Below are 15,708 nucleotides of genomic sequence, written 5' to 3'. Positions count from 1 at the left end.
GTGCTCCCGGTCGTCATGGTGACGTTTCAGCCGGCCAGGTGAGCGCCTTCAGGGTTCCGGCAGAACCGGCGATCCCGCTCGGCCAACTGTGCCCGCGGACCGGCTGAGCGCAGGACGACGTCCAGGGCCCGGTCGGGGTCCGCGGCATAGCAATTGCTGAACCACGCCATGTTCGCCTCGACCACCGCCCACTGATCGGCGGCACCGTGCCCAGGTGGGGCCAGGAGCCCGATGTCCACCACCACCGCGCTGGGCAGGCCATCGCCGCACGCGGCCAGGAGATCGTCCGCGAACTCCAGGACGGCGTTCTCATGGCGGTGCCCGTCCAGCCGCTCGGCGTCGAGACGGCCGAAAGTGGCGTACTGCGAACCCGTGCGGACCTCGCCGTCCAGGAGGTACAGGCGAAACTCCGCTGCCCAGGTCACCACGTCGCTGATCTGCACCGGCATGTCCGGTGGCAGCTCCGGCCCCGTCGGAAGACAACTACCGTCGGTGCAGACGGCGGCCGGGAAACTCTTGTCACTCGGCGGCTTGACGAACGCGGGCCGGGACAGACGGCGCGCCTCGCCCAGGGTCGCCATGGCGATGCGCCGCCCGGTGTACTCGGGGGGCAACGCGGCCAGCCAGTCGTCAGACGGCTCCAGGAGCGCGACCCCGAGGGAGTCCACGACACGTGCCGCGAAAACGGGGCCGCCGTAATAGTGGCCACCACGCCTCCCCGGCGCGGTGCCCGCATCGCCCCGGGCGGGAAGTACTTCTACATCCATCCCCCGTCGACGTGCCGATGCCGAGAGCAGCTCGCATGTCGTGGTGTATTGCGGTGCCAACGCCAGGAAACCTTGCTTCGTCACAATCCCTGACGATGCCACCGATCCGGCCGAACAGTCCACGGCATGCGGGCCCGTACCGAGGGCCCGCACCCCGGGGCCGACCGGCCGACGGCAGCGAGGACGGGCGGGGCGTGCGTCTGCCCGGGTTGCCGGGCACCCTGCCGGAGCCGTTCTCCGAGGCGTGGCGGCTGCTGCGCCGGGGAGAGGGTTTTCTTTCTCTCCCGGCGCCGTCGGCGTCACGGCGCCCAAAAAATTGGGAACACGCTGCCGGACGGAAAGGTAAGGTGCCCGGCATGCATCTCTACCAGATCTACGGCTGACGCGGACGGGGCAACGCCCCGCTGCCGTCCGGCACATCCATGTGCGCCCCGGCCAGGACTTTCTCCTGCAGCCGCGGAGCACCGATGCGCCGTGTCCTTTTCGCCGTAGACCTGAAACGAGTGATTCTCCATGTCCCGTCGCCGCGCCCATGTCGCGATGATCGGTATCCCCGCCGTCAGCCACGTCCTGCCCAGCATCCACGTCATCCGTGAACTGGTGGCCCGCGGCCACCGGGTGACCTACGCCAACGACCCCGTCATGGCCGAACGGATCGAGGCCACCGGCGCCGAGTTCGTCCCCTGCACCTCCACGCTCCCGGTCGCCGACAACAACTGGCCGGACGACCCCATCGCCGCGATGGACCTCTTCCTCGACAACGCCGTCCAGTCCCTCGGCCGGCTGCGCGCCGCCTACGACCACGACCCCGCGGACCTCTATCTGTACGACATCGGTGCCTACGCCGCGCGTGCCCTCGCCGAGATCCAGGGCCGCCCCCTGATGCAGCTGTCCCCGACGTTCGTGGCCTGGCAGGGCTACGAGCAGGAGATCGGCACGGCCCAGTGGCAGCTGCCGGGCGCCGAGGCGTACCGGGCGAAGTTCGCGCGGTGGCTCACCGACTGCGGGGCGTCCACCACCGATGTGGACACCTTCTCCGGCAGGCCCTCGCGGGCCCTGGCCCTGATTCCCCGCGCGATGCAGCCGCACGCCGACCGGGTCGACACCGACACGGTGACGTTCGTCGGACAGTGCCCCGGCCCGCGCGAGGGCGAGGAGACCTGGACCCGTCCCGCCGGGGCCGAGAAGGTCCTGCTGATCTCCCTGGGCTCGGCGTACACCCGTCGGCCGGAGTTCTACCGCCGGTGCCTGGCGGCCTACGGCGACCTGCCCGGCTGGCACGTGGTGCTCCAGATCGGGAAGTACACCGACCCGGAGGAACTCGGCGACATCCCGTCCAACGTCGAAGTCCACTCCTGGGTGCCCCAGCCGGCGATTCTGGAACAGGCCGACGCCTTCGTCACCCATGCGGGCATGGGCAGCAGCAGTGAAGGGCTGATGGCCGGTGTGCCGATGATCGCCGTTCCGCAGGGCGCCGAACAGTTCTTCAACGCAGACCGGCTCGTGGAACTCGGGGTGGCACGCCGCATCGACACCGGGGAGGCCACCGCACAGGCGCTGCGCACCGCGCTGAACGACCTGGTCACCGACCCGGAGGTGCGTCGCCGTTCGGCCGGGCTCCGGTCCGCGGCGCGCGCCGAGGGCGGCACCACCCGGGCCGCCGACCTCATCGAGGACATGCTGGGCTGACCCCACCCGCCCCGCCCCGGGCCGGGGTGGTGAACCGGCGCCCGGCCGTTCACCACCCCTTCCGGCGGGATCAGCCCTGCGGCAGGTCCGGCAGCGCCCTGCGCAGCCGGTCGAGGAGCGACCGGGCGGCAGGACCCGCCGGTCCGGGCGCCCGCCAGGCGAGAGCGACCCGGCCGCGCAGCTCGGGCCGGACGATCCGCAGCATGCGCAGCGGCCCGTCGACCGGCTCCTCGCCGGCCGGCAGCACGGCGACCCCGAGGCCCCGGGCGGCGAGCTGCGCGAGCACGTACGGGGAAGCCGCCTCGAAGGAGACCCGGGGCCTGAACCCGGCCCGGGAACAGGCGTGTTCGACCACCGCGCGCACCCCGGTGCCACGCGGCAGACAGATCAGCGGCCGGTCCCGCAGTTCGGCCAACGGGACCTCGGTGCGGTCGCCGCGGGCGAGGAGCGGGTCGCCGGGGGCGACGGCGGCGACCAGCGCCTCGTCGATCACGGTCTGGAAGGAGAGCCCGGCCGAGGGCTCCTCCTCGGTCTGCCCGAGGAGGGCGATGTCCAGCTCCCCGGCCAGGAGCGAGGCCCGCATCCGCTCCGAGGTGGCCTCGCTGAGCGCTATCTCCACCTCGGGGTGGGCGTCGTGGAAGTCGGCGAACAGCGAGGCCACGTCGAAGGAGTGACCGACGGCGCCGGAGACCAGCCCGATCGCGACCCGGCCGCGCAGCAGCCCGCCGAACTCGTCCGCCGTCTGCCGCACCCCTTCCACGGCGGCCAACGCGGCCCGCGCGTACGGCAGTACGGCCCGGCCCACCTCGGTCGGTGCCACCGACCGGCCGGAGCGGTCGAGCAGCGGCTGCCCCAACTCCCGTTCCAGTCGGCGGATCTGGGAGCTCAGCCCGGGTTGGGCGAGATGCAGCCGGGCGGCGGCACGGGTGAAGCCGGCCTCCTCCACGACGGCGACGAAGTACTGGAGCTGCCGAAGTTCCATAACCAATGATTCTAGATCGAAGCACAACCATGTATTGGACTTATGGAAGGGGCCTCCGCACCCTTGAACACATGGGGAAGACGACCGGACGCACGGGCAATGGGACCGACATCAGGGCCATGATCGCGGCGGAACGCCGGGAACTGGCGGACCTGCTCGACGGCCTGCGGGCCGACCAGTGGGACGAACCGAGCCTCTGCGCGGGATGGCGGGTGCGTGAGGTCGCGGCCCACATGTCGATGGGATTCCGGTACTCGCTGCCGGCGACCGTCGCCGAACTCGTGAAGGCGCGCGGCCTTCACCGGATGACCGACCGGGTCGCCCGCCGGGACGCGCGCGCCCACTCCACCGCCGAACTCGCCGTGTTCCTGCGGGACAACGCACACCATCCGTGGAGGCCGCCGGTCGGCGGGCTCGCGGCGGCGCTCGGCCACGACGTGGTGCACGGACTGGACATCACCGTCGCCCTCGGTGTCGACCGGCGCGTCCCCGAGGACCGGCTGCGCGTCCTGCTCGACAGCACCCGGCCCCGGAACCTCACGTTCTTCGGCGCGGACATCGACGGGGTGCGGCTGTGCGCCGACGACCTGAACTGGTCCTTCGGCACCGGCACACCCGTGTACGGCGCGGCCCAGGACCTCCTGCTGGTCACGTTCGGCCGCAAGCTCCCGGCCGGCCGGCTGCGGGGTGTGCAGGGCGGCCGTTTCACCGGGGCCTGACCGAAGCCGGCGGTTCCGACCGAGGTCCGCGGGTTCCGACCGAGGCCCGCTCCACCGGAGTCCGGTCGCGGTGACTCTTCCGGAGCCGGGGCCTCCGGCCGCAGTGACCTTTTCGGACCCGGGGCCCCGCGTCCGGCCGTTTCCCGAGCCCGACCTTGCACGCGGCAACGGTGTCCGGCGGCCGGGCATCCGGCTCAGCCCAGGAAATCCGCGACGGCCGCCACGAACCGGTCGGCGTCGTCGAGCCAGGGGAAGTGTCCCGCCCCCGGCTGCACCACGAGCGAGGCGTCGGGGAACAGCCCCGCGAACTCGGCCGCCGACCGGGGCGGACTGTTCAGGTCGAACTCACCGGTGAGCAGCAGGACCGGCGCATCGAAGGCGGCGAGCGCCGCACGGGTGGCCTCCGGATCGAACGCGCCGTCGCTCGCGAAGCGGGCGACGGCCTCCTCGTTGTCCGGCCGGCCGTCCGCGTGGTGGCGCCGTGCCACCGCGTCCCAACGACCGTAGAGGAAAGGGGCGACGGCCTCCCGGTCACTGCCCGTTCCCCCGGCTATCGCCTCCAGGGCCGCGAACGCCGGGGGGAACCACGGCTCCTCCCTCCGTGCCAGCGCCGCCTCGCGCCGCATCTCCCCGGTCACCGTCAGGCCGACGGCCCGGGTGCTGGGGCCGATCAGGGCCAGCCCGCCGACCCTGTCCGGGTGCTCGGCGGCGTACCGCACCGCGATGTTCGTGCCGGCGGAGTGGCCGAGCAGATCCATCCGCGCGAGACCGAGGTGGTCGCGCAGGGCCTCGATGTCGTCGACCAGGCGGTCGCAGCGGTAGGAGGAGGCGTCGTCGGGAATCGCGGACCGGCCCGTTCCGCGCAGATCGGGGACGATCAGCCGACGGTGCGCGGCCAGGCCGCCCAGGTCGCCGAGGTAGCGGGAGTCGGCGGGGCCTCCCGGAACGCAGACGACCGGGGCGCCGTCGCCGTGCACACGGTAGGCGAGCCGGGTTCCGTCAGGTGCGGAGAAAGTGGGCATGGCGCGAAGCCTGCCACTCATAACCAGGTTGTACAACCAGGTTATGGAAAGTCGCTCGGGGTGTATAACCGAGCTGTGGCAGTCGAAGAGGACACCCCCCGGCGGCTCGGGGAACTGACCGAGGAACAGGCCGGACGCATGCTCGCCGACATGAACGAGGTCATTCGTGCGGGGGAGGAGATGCGGAAGCTGCGGGCCGAGATGATCCAACTGTTCGTCGGCCTCGGCTGGACCCAGGACAGGATCGCCCGGCTCGCCGGCATGAGCCAGCCCGCCGTGTCCAAACAGGTGGCGCGGGGCGGGACGGGCGAACCGCCGCCCATGACGGAACTCTCCCTCGACCAGCGCGACGCGCCCTGGCTCGAGGGCCGATTGTGGGGCCTGGCCGAGGAGATCTCCGAGGCCTTCCCCGACACCGCCCGCTGTACGCGCTGCGTGAACGCCCTGGCCCGGGGGCGGAAACGCTTCACCCCCCGGAACGTCGACGAACTGCGGCGCCTGGTCGAGGAGGACCTCGGAGCACACCGGGAGCAGTTGCCCGGCAGCTACCGGGAGGCGTACGACCGGATCAGCCGTGGCCTCGACGTGCCCGCCGAGACCACCGCCACCGCGTCGGCGTCCGTGCGCCGCACCCTCGCCCACCGGCTCCAGCGCGACCGGCTCGGGGCGGGCACCCGGACGTCCGCCCCCGGCCGGACGTCGCACGACGACTGACGGCACCCGGCCCGGGGCCGCGCTCCCGGACCCGTCCGCCCCGCGAACGGAAGCCCGGTGGCCCCGGCCCCGTCCCATCTCTTCCTCGTCCCGTCCCGTTCCTGTCCCGTCCGGGACGCGTCCGGGACGCCCGTCCCCTGTTCCCCCGTGTCACCGCCGCTCCCAGGATCGATTCCGACAGCAACGCTTCGACCCGAAGGAGAGACATGCGTACTCGACTCGTGCTTGCCGGCGCTGTGATGGGAGCCGCCCTGCTGACGGGCGCCACCTCCGCCACCGTCCAGGCGGCACCCGTTCCCTCCGGCACGAACACCACGTCCGTCGCACCGATCGCCGACTCGTGGATCTACGTCGGCACCTACAGCACCCACCAGGCGTGCTACAACGACGGCGTGAATTCCGCCTACTCCCAGTGGGACTGCAAGCAGTCCAGCAGCGGCAAGTGGCAGCTCTGGGTGAACGACGAGTCCTGAGCCCGGCGCTCTTCGGGCATGTGCCCCGCCGAGGCGGGTCCCGGGGCGCCCACGCGCCCCGGGACCCGTCCGGACCCCTTCTGTAAGGTGCGTCGCGTGAGTGACATCTACGAGCTGGTGGTCACGGTCGACCTGCGGGACGAGCTCTCCGAGCAGGAAATCGCCGAACTGCGCTGGCACCTGGGAACCGGGCCGCAACCCGGGCAACTGTCCATCGTGACCGCGTCTCCTGCCGTGGTCCGGGACGAGTCGGGGGAGTCGGTCGTCGAGGGCGAGCCGTATCCGCTGCTGGCGAGGACCGGCGACACCTGGCGGGTGGGCGGTGCGTACTGCTCGGCGCTCGCCGTGCGGGGCGAGCCGCCCCGGAAGGGCTGGGCGCTGACCTCCCGCCAGGAGATCCACCCGGACGAATTCGAGGAGGTCGGCGAGCTCCTCGAATGGCTCGCCGCCCGCGCGCACGACATCCACCGGGTCCCGGACGGCACGACGGTCCGGATGGGATATCTGAGGTTCTACGAGGACCTGACGCCGGACGTGCTCGAAGTGAAGGACGGCCGGGTCGTCTGGCCGACGTGACCCCTGCCCTGCGGGGCGGGTGAGCGGGCCGACGGGCCGTCAGCAACCCATGGCCAAGCCCCTGTTCACCGTCGTGAACACGCCGGGCCCCGCGCGCTTCCCCGCCGGCACCGACACCACCACCGGCCGATCGGGCCCCGGCCGCGCCCCCTTCACCGCAGGAGCAGCACAGTGCACCGACTCGCCCACGCCGACATCGAGGCCGCCACCGGCCGGACGGCGGATCACGTCCGCCCCGTCACCGTGACCCGGGCCGAGCCGGCGGAGACCGTCCGTACCGTCCACCGCAGCACCCCGGGCGACGGCGGGGCCGAGCCCTGCGAGGTGTGGCCGGCACTGGAATTCATGCAGCACACCGGTTCGTTCAAGGCGCGCGGCGCCCGGAACTTCATCCAGGCCCACCGCGACTCCGGCACCCTCCCGGGCGTCGGGGTGACGATCGCCTCCGGCGGGAACGCCGGACTCGCCTGTGCCTGGGCCGCCCGGCAGCAAGGAGTGCGCGCGACCGTGTTCCTGCCCACCACCGTCCCGCAGGTGAAGATCGCCGGGCTCCGTTCGTACGGCGCCGACGTGCGCCTGGTCGGGACCCAGTACGCCGAGGCCCCGGCCGCCTGCGAGGAGTTCGCCGCCGGGACCGGCGCGCTCGCCGCCCACGCCTACGACCACCCGCTGACCGCGGCCGGGGCGGCCACCCTGCTGGAGGAGATCCACCGGCAGGTTCCCGGCCTGGACACCGTGGTGGTCGCGGTCGGTGGAGGCGGCCTGTTCGCCGGTGTGGCCACCGCGGCCCGGCACCACGGCATCCGCACGGTCGCCGTCGAGCCGGAGAACTGCCGCGCGCTGAACGCCGCCCTCGAAGCCGGCCGCCCGGTCGACGTCTCCGTGGACTCGGTCGCCTCCGACTCCCTCGGCGCCCGCCGCGCCTCCGCCATGGCCCTGCCCGCCGCCCAGCAGTACGACGTGCGTTCCGTGCCGGCGCCGGACGACGAGATCGTCCGCGCCCGCCGGGCCCTGTGGGACCGCCGCCGCCTCGTCGTCGAACCCGGCGCCGCGACCGCCCTCGCCGCACACACCACCCCGCCCACCGGCCCGGACCGCGGCTACCGGCCCCGTGCCGGGAGCGGATCGCCGTCGTCCTGTGCGGGGCGAACACCGACCCCGGCGACCTGGTCGAGGACCGGCCGGGGGCCTGAACGGCATTCCGGGCGACAGCGGCAGGCCGCCGCTGTCGCCCGCTCCACGTGCCTGCGCCCGGCGGTCAGGCGGAGTAGCCCTTCGGGGGTATCAGGGTGGCGAGCTGGTCGAAGGAGAGCCAGTAGATCTGGTTGCCGCCGAAGGAGGCCGGGTCGGCGATGAGAACGGTACGGTTCGCGTCGTCGTACCCGATGACCGTGAAGTAGTGGTAGATCGTCTGGTCCGACGGGTAGCCGGGCGGCTGGTTGCCGGGCGGGGCGACGATGTTCGTCACCAGCGGGTAGTTGTTGTCGATGTCCAGGACGACGTCCCTCCACAACAGGTCCCTCTGGGCCTGGGTGGGCGGATCGTTCGGCATCTCCTTGGTCTCGTACCAGCCGGTGCCGAGGTTCGCGTTGAGGACGCCCGTGACCTGGCTGATGTGATCGGTGCCCGCCTCGGTCGTGCCGAGCTGCCAGGCCAGGTCCGCCTGGCTGGGCGGGGCGATGCGTGCCGACAGTGCGATACGGGTCGCGGCGGGACCGCACCAGTAACCCGTCTGCTGCACCTGGTAGTCGATCTGCAGTGTGTGCGCGCTCGCGGTCTTCACACCGCCGACCCGCAGACGGGTGCCCGGCCTGTTGTGTCCGCCGAGGACGGCGGTTCCGGCCTTCGAACCGTGGGCGAGCACCGACACCGGGCCGGGGCGGGCGGGTTCCGCCTGGGCCGCGGCCGGGGTGACGAGCGCGCCGAGGGCGGCCACGACGACTGCCGCGGAAAGGAATCTCCTGTGCATACGGGCTCCTGGGGTGAGGGGTCGGGAGAAAGGCGGGCACGGCCCGGCGGGCGAGTGCGGCCCGAAGGACGGGCGAGCGGGCCGGGGTTCGTGCGGTGGTGCGTGTGCGGGACGGCCGCGGCCCGGAGTGCGTGCGCGGTGCACGGCGGACGAGGGACGGCGCGGCCGGCGCGGGATCAGGGGATCGGGGGAACGGTGGGGCTCTCCCGGGCGAGCAGGTCCCGGGCGAATGGTTCCCACTGCGCGTAGCGGTCGGGGTACGCCGAGACCTGTACGGCCTGGCAGACCTCGCCCGGCGGCATCGTCTGCCAGCCGTCGATCTGGATCAGTCCGGGATTGCTGCCGAAGGGGGCCACACCGTAGAAGGACTTCGACGACGTGGCGACGTCGGTGATCTGCTCGGGGGTCCCCCAGCCGGTGCTGGGACGCTGCTGGAAGATGCCCAGGGAGTCATGGTCCACGGGGACCAGGTAGTTGACGAACTTCGACTCCTGCATGGCCGTCATCAGCGCGATGACCTGGCCCTGTTCGGGAATTTCCGCTCCCTTGCCGACACCGATGACGGTGCGCGCGTTGGCGAGTTCTTCGGGTCCGAGATCGGCCGCGGTACGGAAAGTGCGGAGCAACTCGGCGTCGGAGGCGTGGTGCAGGGCGCCGGCGGTCGCGCCGTCGACCCGCCCGGTCGTGGGCAGGCCGTGACGCTCCTGGAACCACGCCACGCCGTGTCCCGGGCCGGCTTCTCCGGCTTCGGCGGCCGGGGTGCGGGACGAGGACGCCTGGGCCGTGCCGGGTGCGGCGAACAGCGTGCCGGCGACGGCGAGCGACGCGGCCGCGGCCGCGGTGCGGGCGAGGGCAGTGCGTAATGCCACTGCTTCATCTCCTTCGTGCGGGTCGTCACCCCGCCCGTCCGCCTCGTGCACGGGTCGTGTCGCTCCGTGGCCCTGCTGCCGCGCGCGTCGCGCGGCACGCCCGTTCCGGCCCGGGGCCCGAGGGAGCGCTCTGGGCGCGTCGCCGGGAAACCGGGCCGAGGGCGGACGGTGGTGACAGGGCGTGGGGGAGAGGCGGCGGGGGAGGGACTGTGGGGGGTGGGGGTGTGCGCGCGACAGCCCCCACAGCATCCTTGCGTGGTCATGACAGACGCAAGGTCCGAAAGGCCAGGCTTACCGCCTGGCGTCGGGCGGTGTCGGCCATCCCTCTGGGCGGGGGGCCTCCCCCCGCTCGCAACTGCGCAGCAGTGCACGCCCTTCCGCGGTCGCGACGTGCAACGACCGCCCGTCCCTGCGGGTCGTGGTCACCAGGCCGGCCGCGCGCAGCACCTTCATGTGCTGGCTGATCGCCGGGTGCGTCACCCCGAGGAGCCGGGCCAGGCCGACGGTGGAGGAGCCGGTGCGAACCGCCTGGAGGACCGCGGCGCGCGTGTGCCCGAGCAGCGCCCCCAGCGCGCCGCCGGTCCGTTCCGGGGGCGTGGGCCGGGCCCAGTTGGTCGCGTGGTCGATCGGGTACACCAGGACGGGGGGAAGTTCGCCGTCGGCGAGCGTGACGGGCGTGGGCCAGCAGAAGAACGAGGGCTGCAGGGTGAGCCCGCGGCCGTCGAGGTGGAGGTGGTGGTCCACGGGGTAGTCGGCCTCCAGCACCGGGGGCCGCCAGCGGAGCCGCGGTCCGAGAGCGGTCAGCAGTCCTTCCGTCCCGCCGTCCAGGAGGCTGTGCAGGCGGGCGATGCGGTCGGCGTCGACGTGGGCGTGGATGCGCGGCCAGAACGGTGCCAGTGCTTCCTGGTGGTACGTGCGCAGGGCGTGCCCCAGTCGCAGGAGGGTGTCACCGTCCCCGCCCGCCAGCGCGTCTGTCCAGCCCGGGAGGCGACGCGAGGCGGCCACCCGCGCCAGGTCCCTGCGCAGCCGCGGGCCGGGGGTGTGCACCAGGGTGTCGACCGCCGTCTGGAACGTCTCGCCGCCGCGGGTGGGGGTGAGGAAGTCCGGGGAGCAGCCGTGGGGCGGCAGCAGCGGTGACAGGAACCTGCAACTGTCCGGGAGGCGCGGCCGCACCCATCGGCGCCATTCGCCGAACACTCCTTCCCCGTCGCGCCGTTGGAGGGTCTGCACGCTGTTGCTGATCTCCCACAGATGGTCCGGACCCGAGGCGACGCGCACCCGCCCCAGGTCCTCGGACGTGAAGTACACCCGCAGCACGGCCAGTCGACCCCCGTTGCCCGACTCCATGGACGAACCCCGTACCGACACGGAGCAGAGCCCCAGCCGATCCCCGCACGGCGACTCCTGTCAAGATGCTCGGCCGACTCGCGCCCCGGCCCGCACTCCGGTCAGCGCCCCGTCCCGCGACCGCCCTTTCCCGGCTCGGCGCGACGGCGTGGGGGTGCTGCCGGAGCCACGGGAACCGGCCCGGGACGGAGACCCGGGCCACACTGCGTCGACGTGGCCGCGGCGCCGTGGCCGGCCGGGGCGAGCAGGACCTCGTGCTGTCCGTACTGTCGGAGGGCCTCGCGGCCGAGTGCTGGTTCCAGCGGTACGACGCGCTGCGGACGATCGCCCGCATGGGCACCGGGGCGGCCGGGCTGCTGCCCGGCCTGCGCGGACTCCGGCAGTCGCCCGAGGAGAACGGCGGCCGGGTCGCGGGCACCCCCGCGGTGGCGCCGTGGCGGGCGGGCAGGGACCCGGAGGAGTCCCTGCCCGCGCTGCTGCATGCCTGGTCGGAACACCGGGACAACCGCCCCGGGGCGGCCGGGGCGTGGGCGCCGATGGGACCTGTGGCCGCTGCCGCCGTCCCGCTGCTCCGCCAGGAGCTCGCCGCTGCCCTCCGCCCCGGCCGGGCACGGGTGGGATAGCGGACCGGAGCACCGGGGAAGGGAGCCGAGCCCACGAAGGGGCCGGAGTGTCACCGGACCACCGCCCGTGAACCGATCCTCACGCGAGGAGGGCGTGATCGCACAGGGAGACACGACTCCGGCGGCGTACTTCTGCCACGACGGGGGAAAAACCCTTCTACGAGAGGTCGCCAGAACCTCGTGACCAGCACGAGCGACGCGTGTGGGCACCTCCTCGTACGCCACCTCCCGGGAGCCGTGCACCGCGGCGACGGACCGGCCCCCCGGAGGGACCCGAGGGTCCTGCCCGCCCGTGGAGAGCCGCTCCTCGCAGGAGTACTCCGATGACCACCACACTCAAGATCACGTCTTTGCCCCCCGCACGCCGTGACCACCTCCTGAGCCTTGCCGAGGACGTCCACTTCCCCGCGGCACGGCGGCTCTTCGAGGAACACACCGTCGCCGACCGCTTCTGGATCCTGAGGACCGGCGCGGTGACCCTCGACTCCCAGCTGCCCCACCGGCGCCGCGCGGAGATCGAGACCCTGGGACCGGGCGACCTGGTCGGGCTGTCCTGGCTCTTCCCGCCCTACGAGTGGGAACTGGGCGCCGAGACGCTGAGCCCCGTCCGGGCCCACGAATTCGACGCGGCCCAAGTGCGGGCGCTGTGCCGGGCGGACCCCGAGTTCGGATTCGAGATCAGCCAATGGGTCGGCATGGTGCTCACTCGACGGCTGCACGCGACCCGCGGCAGGCTGCTCGACCTCTACGAATCCGCCGCACGGGCCTGACCCGCCCACGGGGCCGCCGCTGTCCGCGGGGGCGGCCCCGTCCGTATCGCTCGCCGGTCCATCGGACCACGGAGTCCGGAAGACCGGCGCGGCTCGCGCCTGCCCGGCCGCGGGCGGCCGGGCAGGGCGGACGCCTGGCCGGTGCGGGCGATGTGAGTACGCTGGATGAGGTGGCTGCCGTCAAACGCCGGACACGGTGAAGAGGGCGCCGTCGGAGTCGCGGATGACACAGGCGTCCTCCGGGGCACCGGTGAGTGAGGGAACCGGTGATGATTCGCCCCCGGCCGCGACGGCGGCCGCTGCGGCCCGTCCGCGGTCCTGGACACGGAAGTCCACGTTCCACCGGGGCCGGACCTTCGGGTCGGGAGCGTCCTCGACGCCTCCGCCGCGCAGGGTGGCGACGGTACGTCCCGCGGCCTGCACGACGATGTGGTCCTGGGCGTAGTCGACCGTGCAGCCGCCGGGCGGCCGGGCCCAGTCGAAGACCTCCGCGTAGAAGATGGCGGCGTCGAACGCGTCGCGGGTCCGCAGGTCCAGCCGGACCGGGGCGCCGTACGGGCCCACCGGCCAGGACAGGGCCGGGCCTTCCCAGAACCCGAACACAGCCCCGTCGCGGTCGGCGGCGATCCCGGCCCGACCCTCGCCCAGGGGAAGGGGCCCCACGGCGAGCGTGGCGCCGCGCTCGCTGATCCGGCCCGCCGTCTCGTCCGCGTCCTTGACAGCGAAGTACGGGGTCCAGACGGGCGGATGGCCCTCGCCCGGACAGCACCCGATCCCTGCGACCGGCTCGTCCTGCGACAGAGCCACCGAGAAGTCGTCACCCAGGGCGCTCTCCCTGAACTTCCACCCCAGAACGGCGGCGTAGAAGGCCTGCGTCGCACTCAGGTCCCGCGTCAGCAGGTTCACCCAGCAGGGCGCGCCGGTCACCGGCATGATCTTGTCGAAGGCCGTCATTCGGAACTCCTTCGGATGCGCGGACGGGACAGCCACCGGGCGACGGGACGGCCACCGGGCGGCGGGGCAACGGGGACAGTCGCCGGGCGCACCGGGCGGCGGGGCGGCCTGCGGCCGTCCCGGACCGCCGACGCCGCACCGCGCGCGTGTGCCCGCATGCCGTCGGGTACGGACGCACCGCCCCGGCGACCGGGCCCTCACCGGCCTGTGACCGGCCGGCTCGCGATGCGTCCCGGTGCGGGGCCCGCAGACCGGGCCTCGCCCCGCGCACACGGCTCTTCCGCGGTGCGACGGCGGGCCGGGAACTCCGCGGCCACGTCGTGTCGCACCGGGCCGGGCCCATGTCCCCACCCTGGCGCCGATCGCACTCCACCGCACATCAACGCCGCGACGCCCGCGCCCGATCCCGCACCACCCGGACGGTCTTCGGCCGCCCGTGCCCGCTCCGGCTTTGGAACGTCGTGGGCGATCCGGCCCGACCGCCCGCGGGAGAGGACAATGGAAGTGAGGAAACGCCGCCGGGCCGCGGAGGACCGCACTCCCGCCGCTTCCACGAAGGCCCTCCCCGCGCGGCTGCGCCTCCCCGGCCGCACTGCCGCGGGACCGGCCCTGTCCGGACCGGTCCGTGCCCGGCACAGCGGCGCGACGACGAGGGAGAGGACATGGCACGGGTGGTGGTCGAAGGCACCGACATCGTCGTGCGCCTGTCCTGGTGGGAGAAGGCGATGGCACGCCACCGCGATGTGCGCGTCCCGGTCACGGCACTGCTCCGGCCCCGGGTCGAGCCCGACTGGTGGCGTGCGCTGCGCGGCGAGCGCGGCCGGGGGACCTGGATACCCGGGCTGCTGTACACGGGTGTCCGCCCTATTCGGGAGGGGCGGGACTTCGTGTCGATACGGGAGGGCAGACCGGTGCTGTGCGTGGAACTGCGCCGGGGCGCACCGTACAGCCGGCTGGCGGTCTTCGTCCCCGATCCCGAGGAGGCGATGCGGGTTCTGCTGCCGCTGGCCCCGCGGGACCGGCTGGGGAGGTGAAGCGGACGGACCACTCTCCCGACAGCCGACCCGGGCCCCTCCGCGAAGGACGCCGGGCCCGGGAAGGACAACGGACGATGAAGGGAGGCAACCATGGTGCGGGCAGTGGGCATCGACCTGGGAACGACGAACTCCGTGGTGTCCGTGCTGGAGGCGGGCGAGCCGACGGTGGTCGCGAACACCGAGGGTGCGCGGACCACACCGTCGGTGGTGGCCTTCGCCAAGAGGGGCGAGGTGCTGGTCGGCGAGGTCGCCAAACGACAGGCGGTGACCAACGTCGAGCGCACCGCTCGGTCGGTCAAACGCCACATGGGAGACCCCGCGTGGCATTTCCCGGAATCCGGCGACATCGACGGCAGACGCTACACCGCGCAGGAGATCTCCGCGCGGGTGCTGCAGAAGCTGAAGCGGGACGCCGAGGCGTACCTCGGGGAGGACGTCACCGACGCGGTGATCACCGTCCCCGCGTACTTCAACGACTCCCAGCGCACCGCGACCAAGGAGGCGGGGCAGATCGCGGGCCTGAACGTCCTGCGGATCATCAACGAGCCGACGTCCGCGGCACTGGCCTACGGACTGGACAAGGAGAACGACCAGACGATCCTCGTCTTCGACCTCGGCGGCGGCACCTTCGACGTGTCGCTCCTGGAGATCGGCGAGGGCCTGGTGGAGGTGAAAGCCACCAACGGTGACACCCACCTCGGCGGTGACGACTGGGACCAAGCGGTCGTCGACCACCTGGTGAAGCAGTTCAGGAACGGCTACGGCGTGGACCTGTCCAAGGACAAGATGGCTCTCCAGCGGCTGCGCGAGGCCGCGGAGAAGGCGAAGATCGAACTGTCCTCCGCGACCGAGACCACGATCAACCTGCCCTACATCACCGCGTCCGCCGAGGGCCCGCTGCACTTGGACGAGAAGCTCACCCGCGCCCAGTTCCAGCAGCTCACCGCGGACCTCCTGGAGCGCTGCAAGAAGCCGTTCCACAACGCGATCAAGGATGCCGGGATCAAGGTGTCGGACATCGACCACGTGATCCTGGTCGGCGGCTCCACCCGGATGCCGGCGGTGACCGATCTGGTGAGAGAACTGACCGGCAAGGACCCGCACAAGGGTGTGAACCCGGACGAGGTCGTCGCCATCGGTGCCTCGCTCCAGGCCGGTGTCCTCAAGGGCGAGGTCAAGGACGTCCTGCTGCTCGAC

The 15,708-nt window shown here is 72.8% G+C and carries 16 protein-coding genes and 1 pseudogene; 10 read left to right on the top strand and 7 right to left on the bottom strand.

What is annotated here, in order from left to right; translation table 11 throughout:
• Positions 1–26: 26 nt before the first annotated feature.
• Positions 27–767, bottom strand: coding sequence for an ATP-grasp domain-containing protein (locus ACWCXX_RS05100; protein ID WP_451124424.1), 741 nt, complete (start codon positions 765–767; stop codon positions 27–29).
• 513 nt (positions 768–1,280) lie between these two features.
• Here ACWCXX_RS05100 and ACWCXX_RS05095 point away from each other — a divergent pair.
• Positions 1,281–2,456 (top strand): macrolide family glycosyltransferase, encoded by a 1,176-nt coding sequence (locus ACWCXX_RS05095; RefSeq protein ID WP_451124422.1) that lies wholly within the window; start codon positions 1,281–1,283, stop codon positions 2,454–2,456.
• Positions 2,457–2,526: 70 nt separating this feature from the next.
• Here ACWCXX_RS05095 and ACWCXX_RS05090 read toward each other — a convergent pair whose 3' ends face one another.
• Complete coding sequence (locus ACWCXX_RS05090; RefSeq protein WP_451124420.1) at positions 2,527–3,438, bottom strand: LysR family transcriptional regulator; 912 nt, start codon at positions 3,436–3,438, stop codon at positions 2,527–2,529.
• Between the two features lie 71 nt (positions 3,439–3,509).
• On the opposite strand from ACWCXX_RS05090, the gene ACWCXX_RS05085 reads away from it, so the two are divergent.
• The gene (locus ACWCXX_RS05085; RefSeq protein WP_451124418.1) at positions 3,510–4,157 is read left to right on the top strand and encodes a maleylpyruvate isomerase family mycothiol-dependent enzyme; all 648 of its coding nucleotides are present in this window, start codon (positions 3,510–3,512) and stop codon (positions 4,155–4,157) included.
• A 194-nt stretch (positions 4,158–4,351) separates the two neighbouring features.
• Here the strand turns inward: ACWCXX_RS05085 and ACWCXX_RS05080 are convergent, their stop codons facing one another.
• Positions 4,352–5,179: an alpha/beta fold hydrolase gene (locus ACWCXX_RS05080; protein WP_451124416.1), complete on the bottom strand. Its 828-nt coding sequence runs from the start codon at positions 5,177–5,179 to the stop codon at positions 4,352–4,354.
• 75 nt (positions 5,180–5,254) lie between these two features.
• Here ACWCXX_RS05080 and ACWCXX_RS05075 point away from each other — a divergent pair, with 75 nt between their 5' ends.
• From ACWCXX_RS05075 to ACWCXX_RS05060, 4 genes and pseudogenes are all read left to right on the top strand, one after another.
• The gene (locus ACWCXX_RS05075; protein ID WP_451124414.1) at positions 5,255–5,893 is read left to right on the top strand and encodes a sigma-70 family RNA polymerase sigma factor; all 639 of its coding nucleotides are present in this window, start codon (positions 5,255–5,257) and stop codon (positions 5,891–5,893) included.
• 206 nt (positions 5,894–6,099) lie between these two features.
• On the top strand, positions 6,100–6,366 hold the full coding sequence (locus tag ACWCXX_RS05070; RefSeq protein ID WP_451124412.1) for a hypothetical protein: 267 nt from the start codon (positions 6,100–6,102) through the stop codon (positions 6,364–6,366).
• Between the two features lie 96 nt (positions 6,367–6,462).
• A complete protein-coding gene (locus ACWCXX_RS05065) occupies positions 6,463–6,942 on the top strand; it encodes a hypothetical protein (RefSeq protein WP_451124410.1) in 480 nt (159 codons plus the stop codon).
• Between the two features lie 171 nt (positions 6,943–7,113).
• Positions 7,114–8,135, top strand: a pseudogene (locus ACWCXX_RS05060) (serine/threonine dehydratase).
• Positions 8,136–8,200: 65 nt separating this feature from the next.
• On the opposite strand, the gene ACWCXX_RS05055 reads toward ACWCXX_RS05060, so the two are convergent.
• From ACWCXX_RS05055 to ACWCXX_RS05045, 3 genes are all read right to left on the bottom strand, one after another.
• Positions 8,201–8,911: a C39 family peptidase gene (locus ACWCXX_RS05055; RefSeq protein ID WP_451124408.1), complete on the bottom strand. Its 711-nt coding sequence runs from the start codon at positions 8,909–8,911 to the stop codon at positions 8,201–8,203.
• A 176-nt stretch (positions 8,912–9,087) separates the two neighbouring features.
• The gene (locus ACWCXX_RS05050; protein ID WP_451124406.1) at positions 9,088–9,780 is read right to left on the bottom strand and encodes a peptidoglycan-binding domain-containing protein; all 693 of its coding nucleotides are present in this window, start codon (positions 9,778–9,780) and stop codon (positions 9,088–9,090) included.
• 291 nt (positions 9,781–10,071) lie between these two features.
• Positions 10,072–11,097 carry an ArsR/SmtB family transcription factor gene (locus ACWCXX_RS05045; RefSeq protein WP_451124925.1) on the bottom strand — a complete coding sequence of 342 codons (1,026 nt, stop codon included), beginning with the start codon at positions 11,095–11,097 and terminating at the stop codon, positions 10,072–10,074.
• 284 nt (positions 11,098–11,381) lie between these two features.
• Between ACWCXX_RS05045 and ACWCXX_RS05040 the strand changes: the two genes are divergently transcribed.
• Positions 11,382–11,750, top strand: coding sequence for a hypothetical protein (locus ACWCXX_RS05040; protein WP_451124404.1), 369 nt, complete (start codon positions 11,382–11,384; stop codon positions 11,748–11,750).
• A 323-nt stretch (positions 11,751–12,073) separates the two neighbouring features.
• Positions 12,074–12,520 (top strand): cyclic nucleotide-binding domain-containing protein, encoded by a 447-nt coding sequence (locus ACWCXX_RS05035; RefSeq protein ID WP_451124402.1) that lies wholly within the window; start codon positions 12,074–12,076, stop codon positions 12,518–12,520.
• Between the two features lie 180 nt (positions 12,521–12,700).
• On the opposite strand, the gene ACWCXX_RS05030 is transcribed toward ACWCXX_RS05035, so the two are convergent.
• On the bottom strand, positions 12,701–13,474 hold the full coding sequence (locus ACWCXX_RS05030) for a VOC family protein (protein ID WP_451124400.1): 774 nt from the start codon (positions 13,472–13,474) through the stop codon (positions 12,701–12,703).
• A gap of 662 nt (positions 13,475–14,136) precedes the next feature.
• On the opposite strand from ACWCXX_RS05030, the gene ACWCXX_RS05025 reads away from it, so the two are divergent.
• Positions 14,137–14,508, top strand: coding sequence for a hypothetical protein (locus tag ACWCXX_RS05025; RefSeq protein WP_451124398.1), 372 nt, complete (start codon positions 14,137–14,139; stop codon positions 14,506–14,508).
• Positions 14,509–14,601: 93 nt separating this feature from the next.
• Positions 14,602–15,708, top strand: a 1,107-nt coding sequence (locus ACWCXX_RS05020; protein ID WP_451124396.1) for an Hsp70 family protein, incomplete at its 3' end; no start/stop codon positions are given.

Source organism: Streptomyces sp. NPDC001732 (assembly GCF_053596315.1).
Note: the sequence above shows the minus strand (reverse complement) of the source record. Positions and strands in the feature narration are given on the sequence as shown.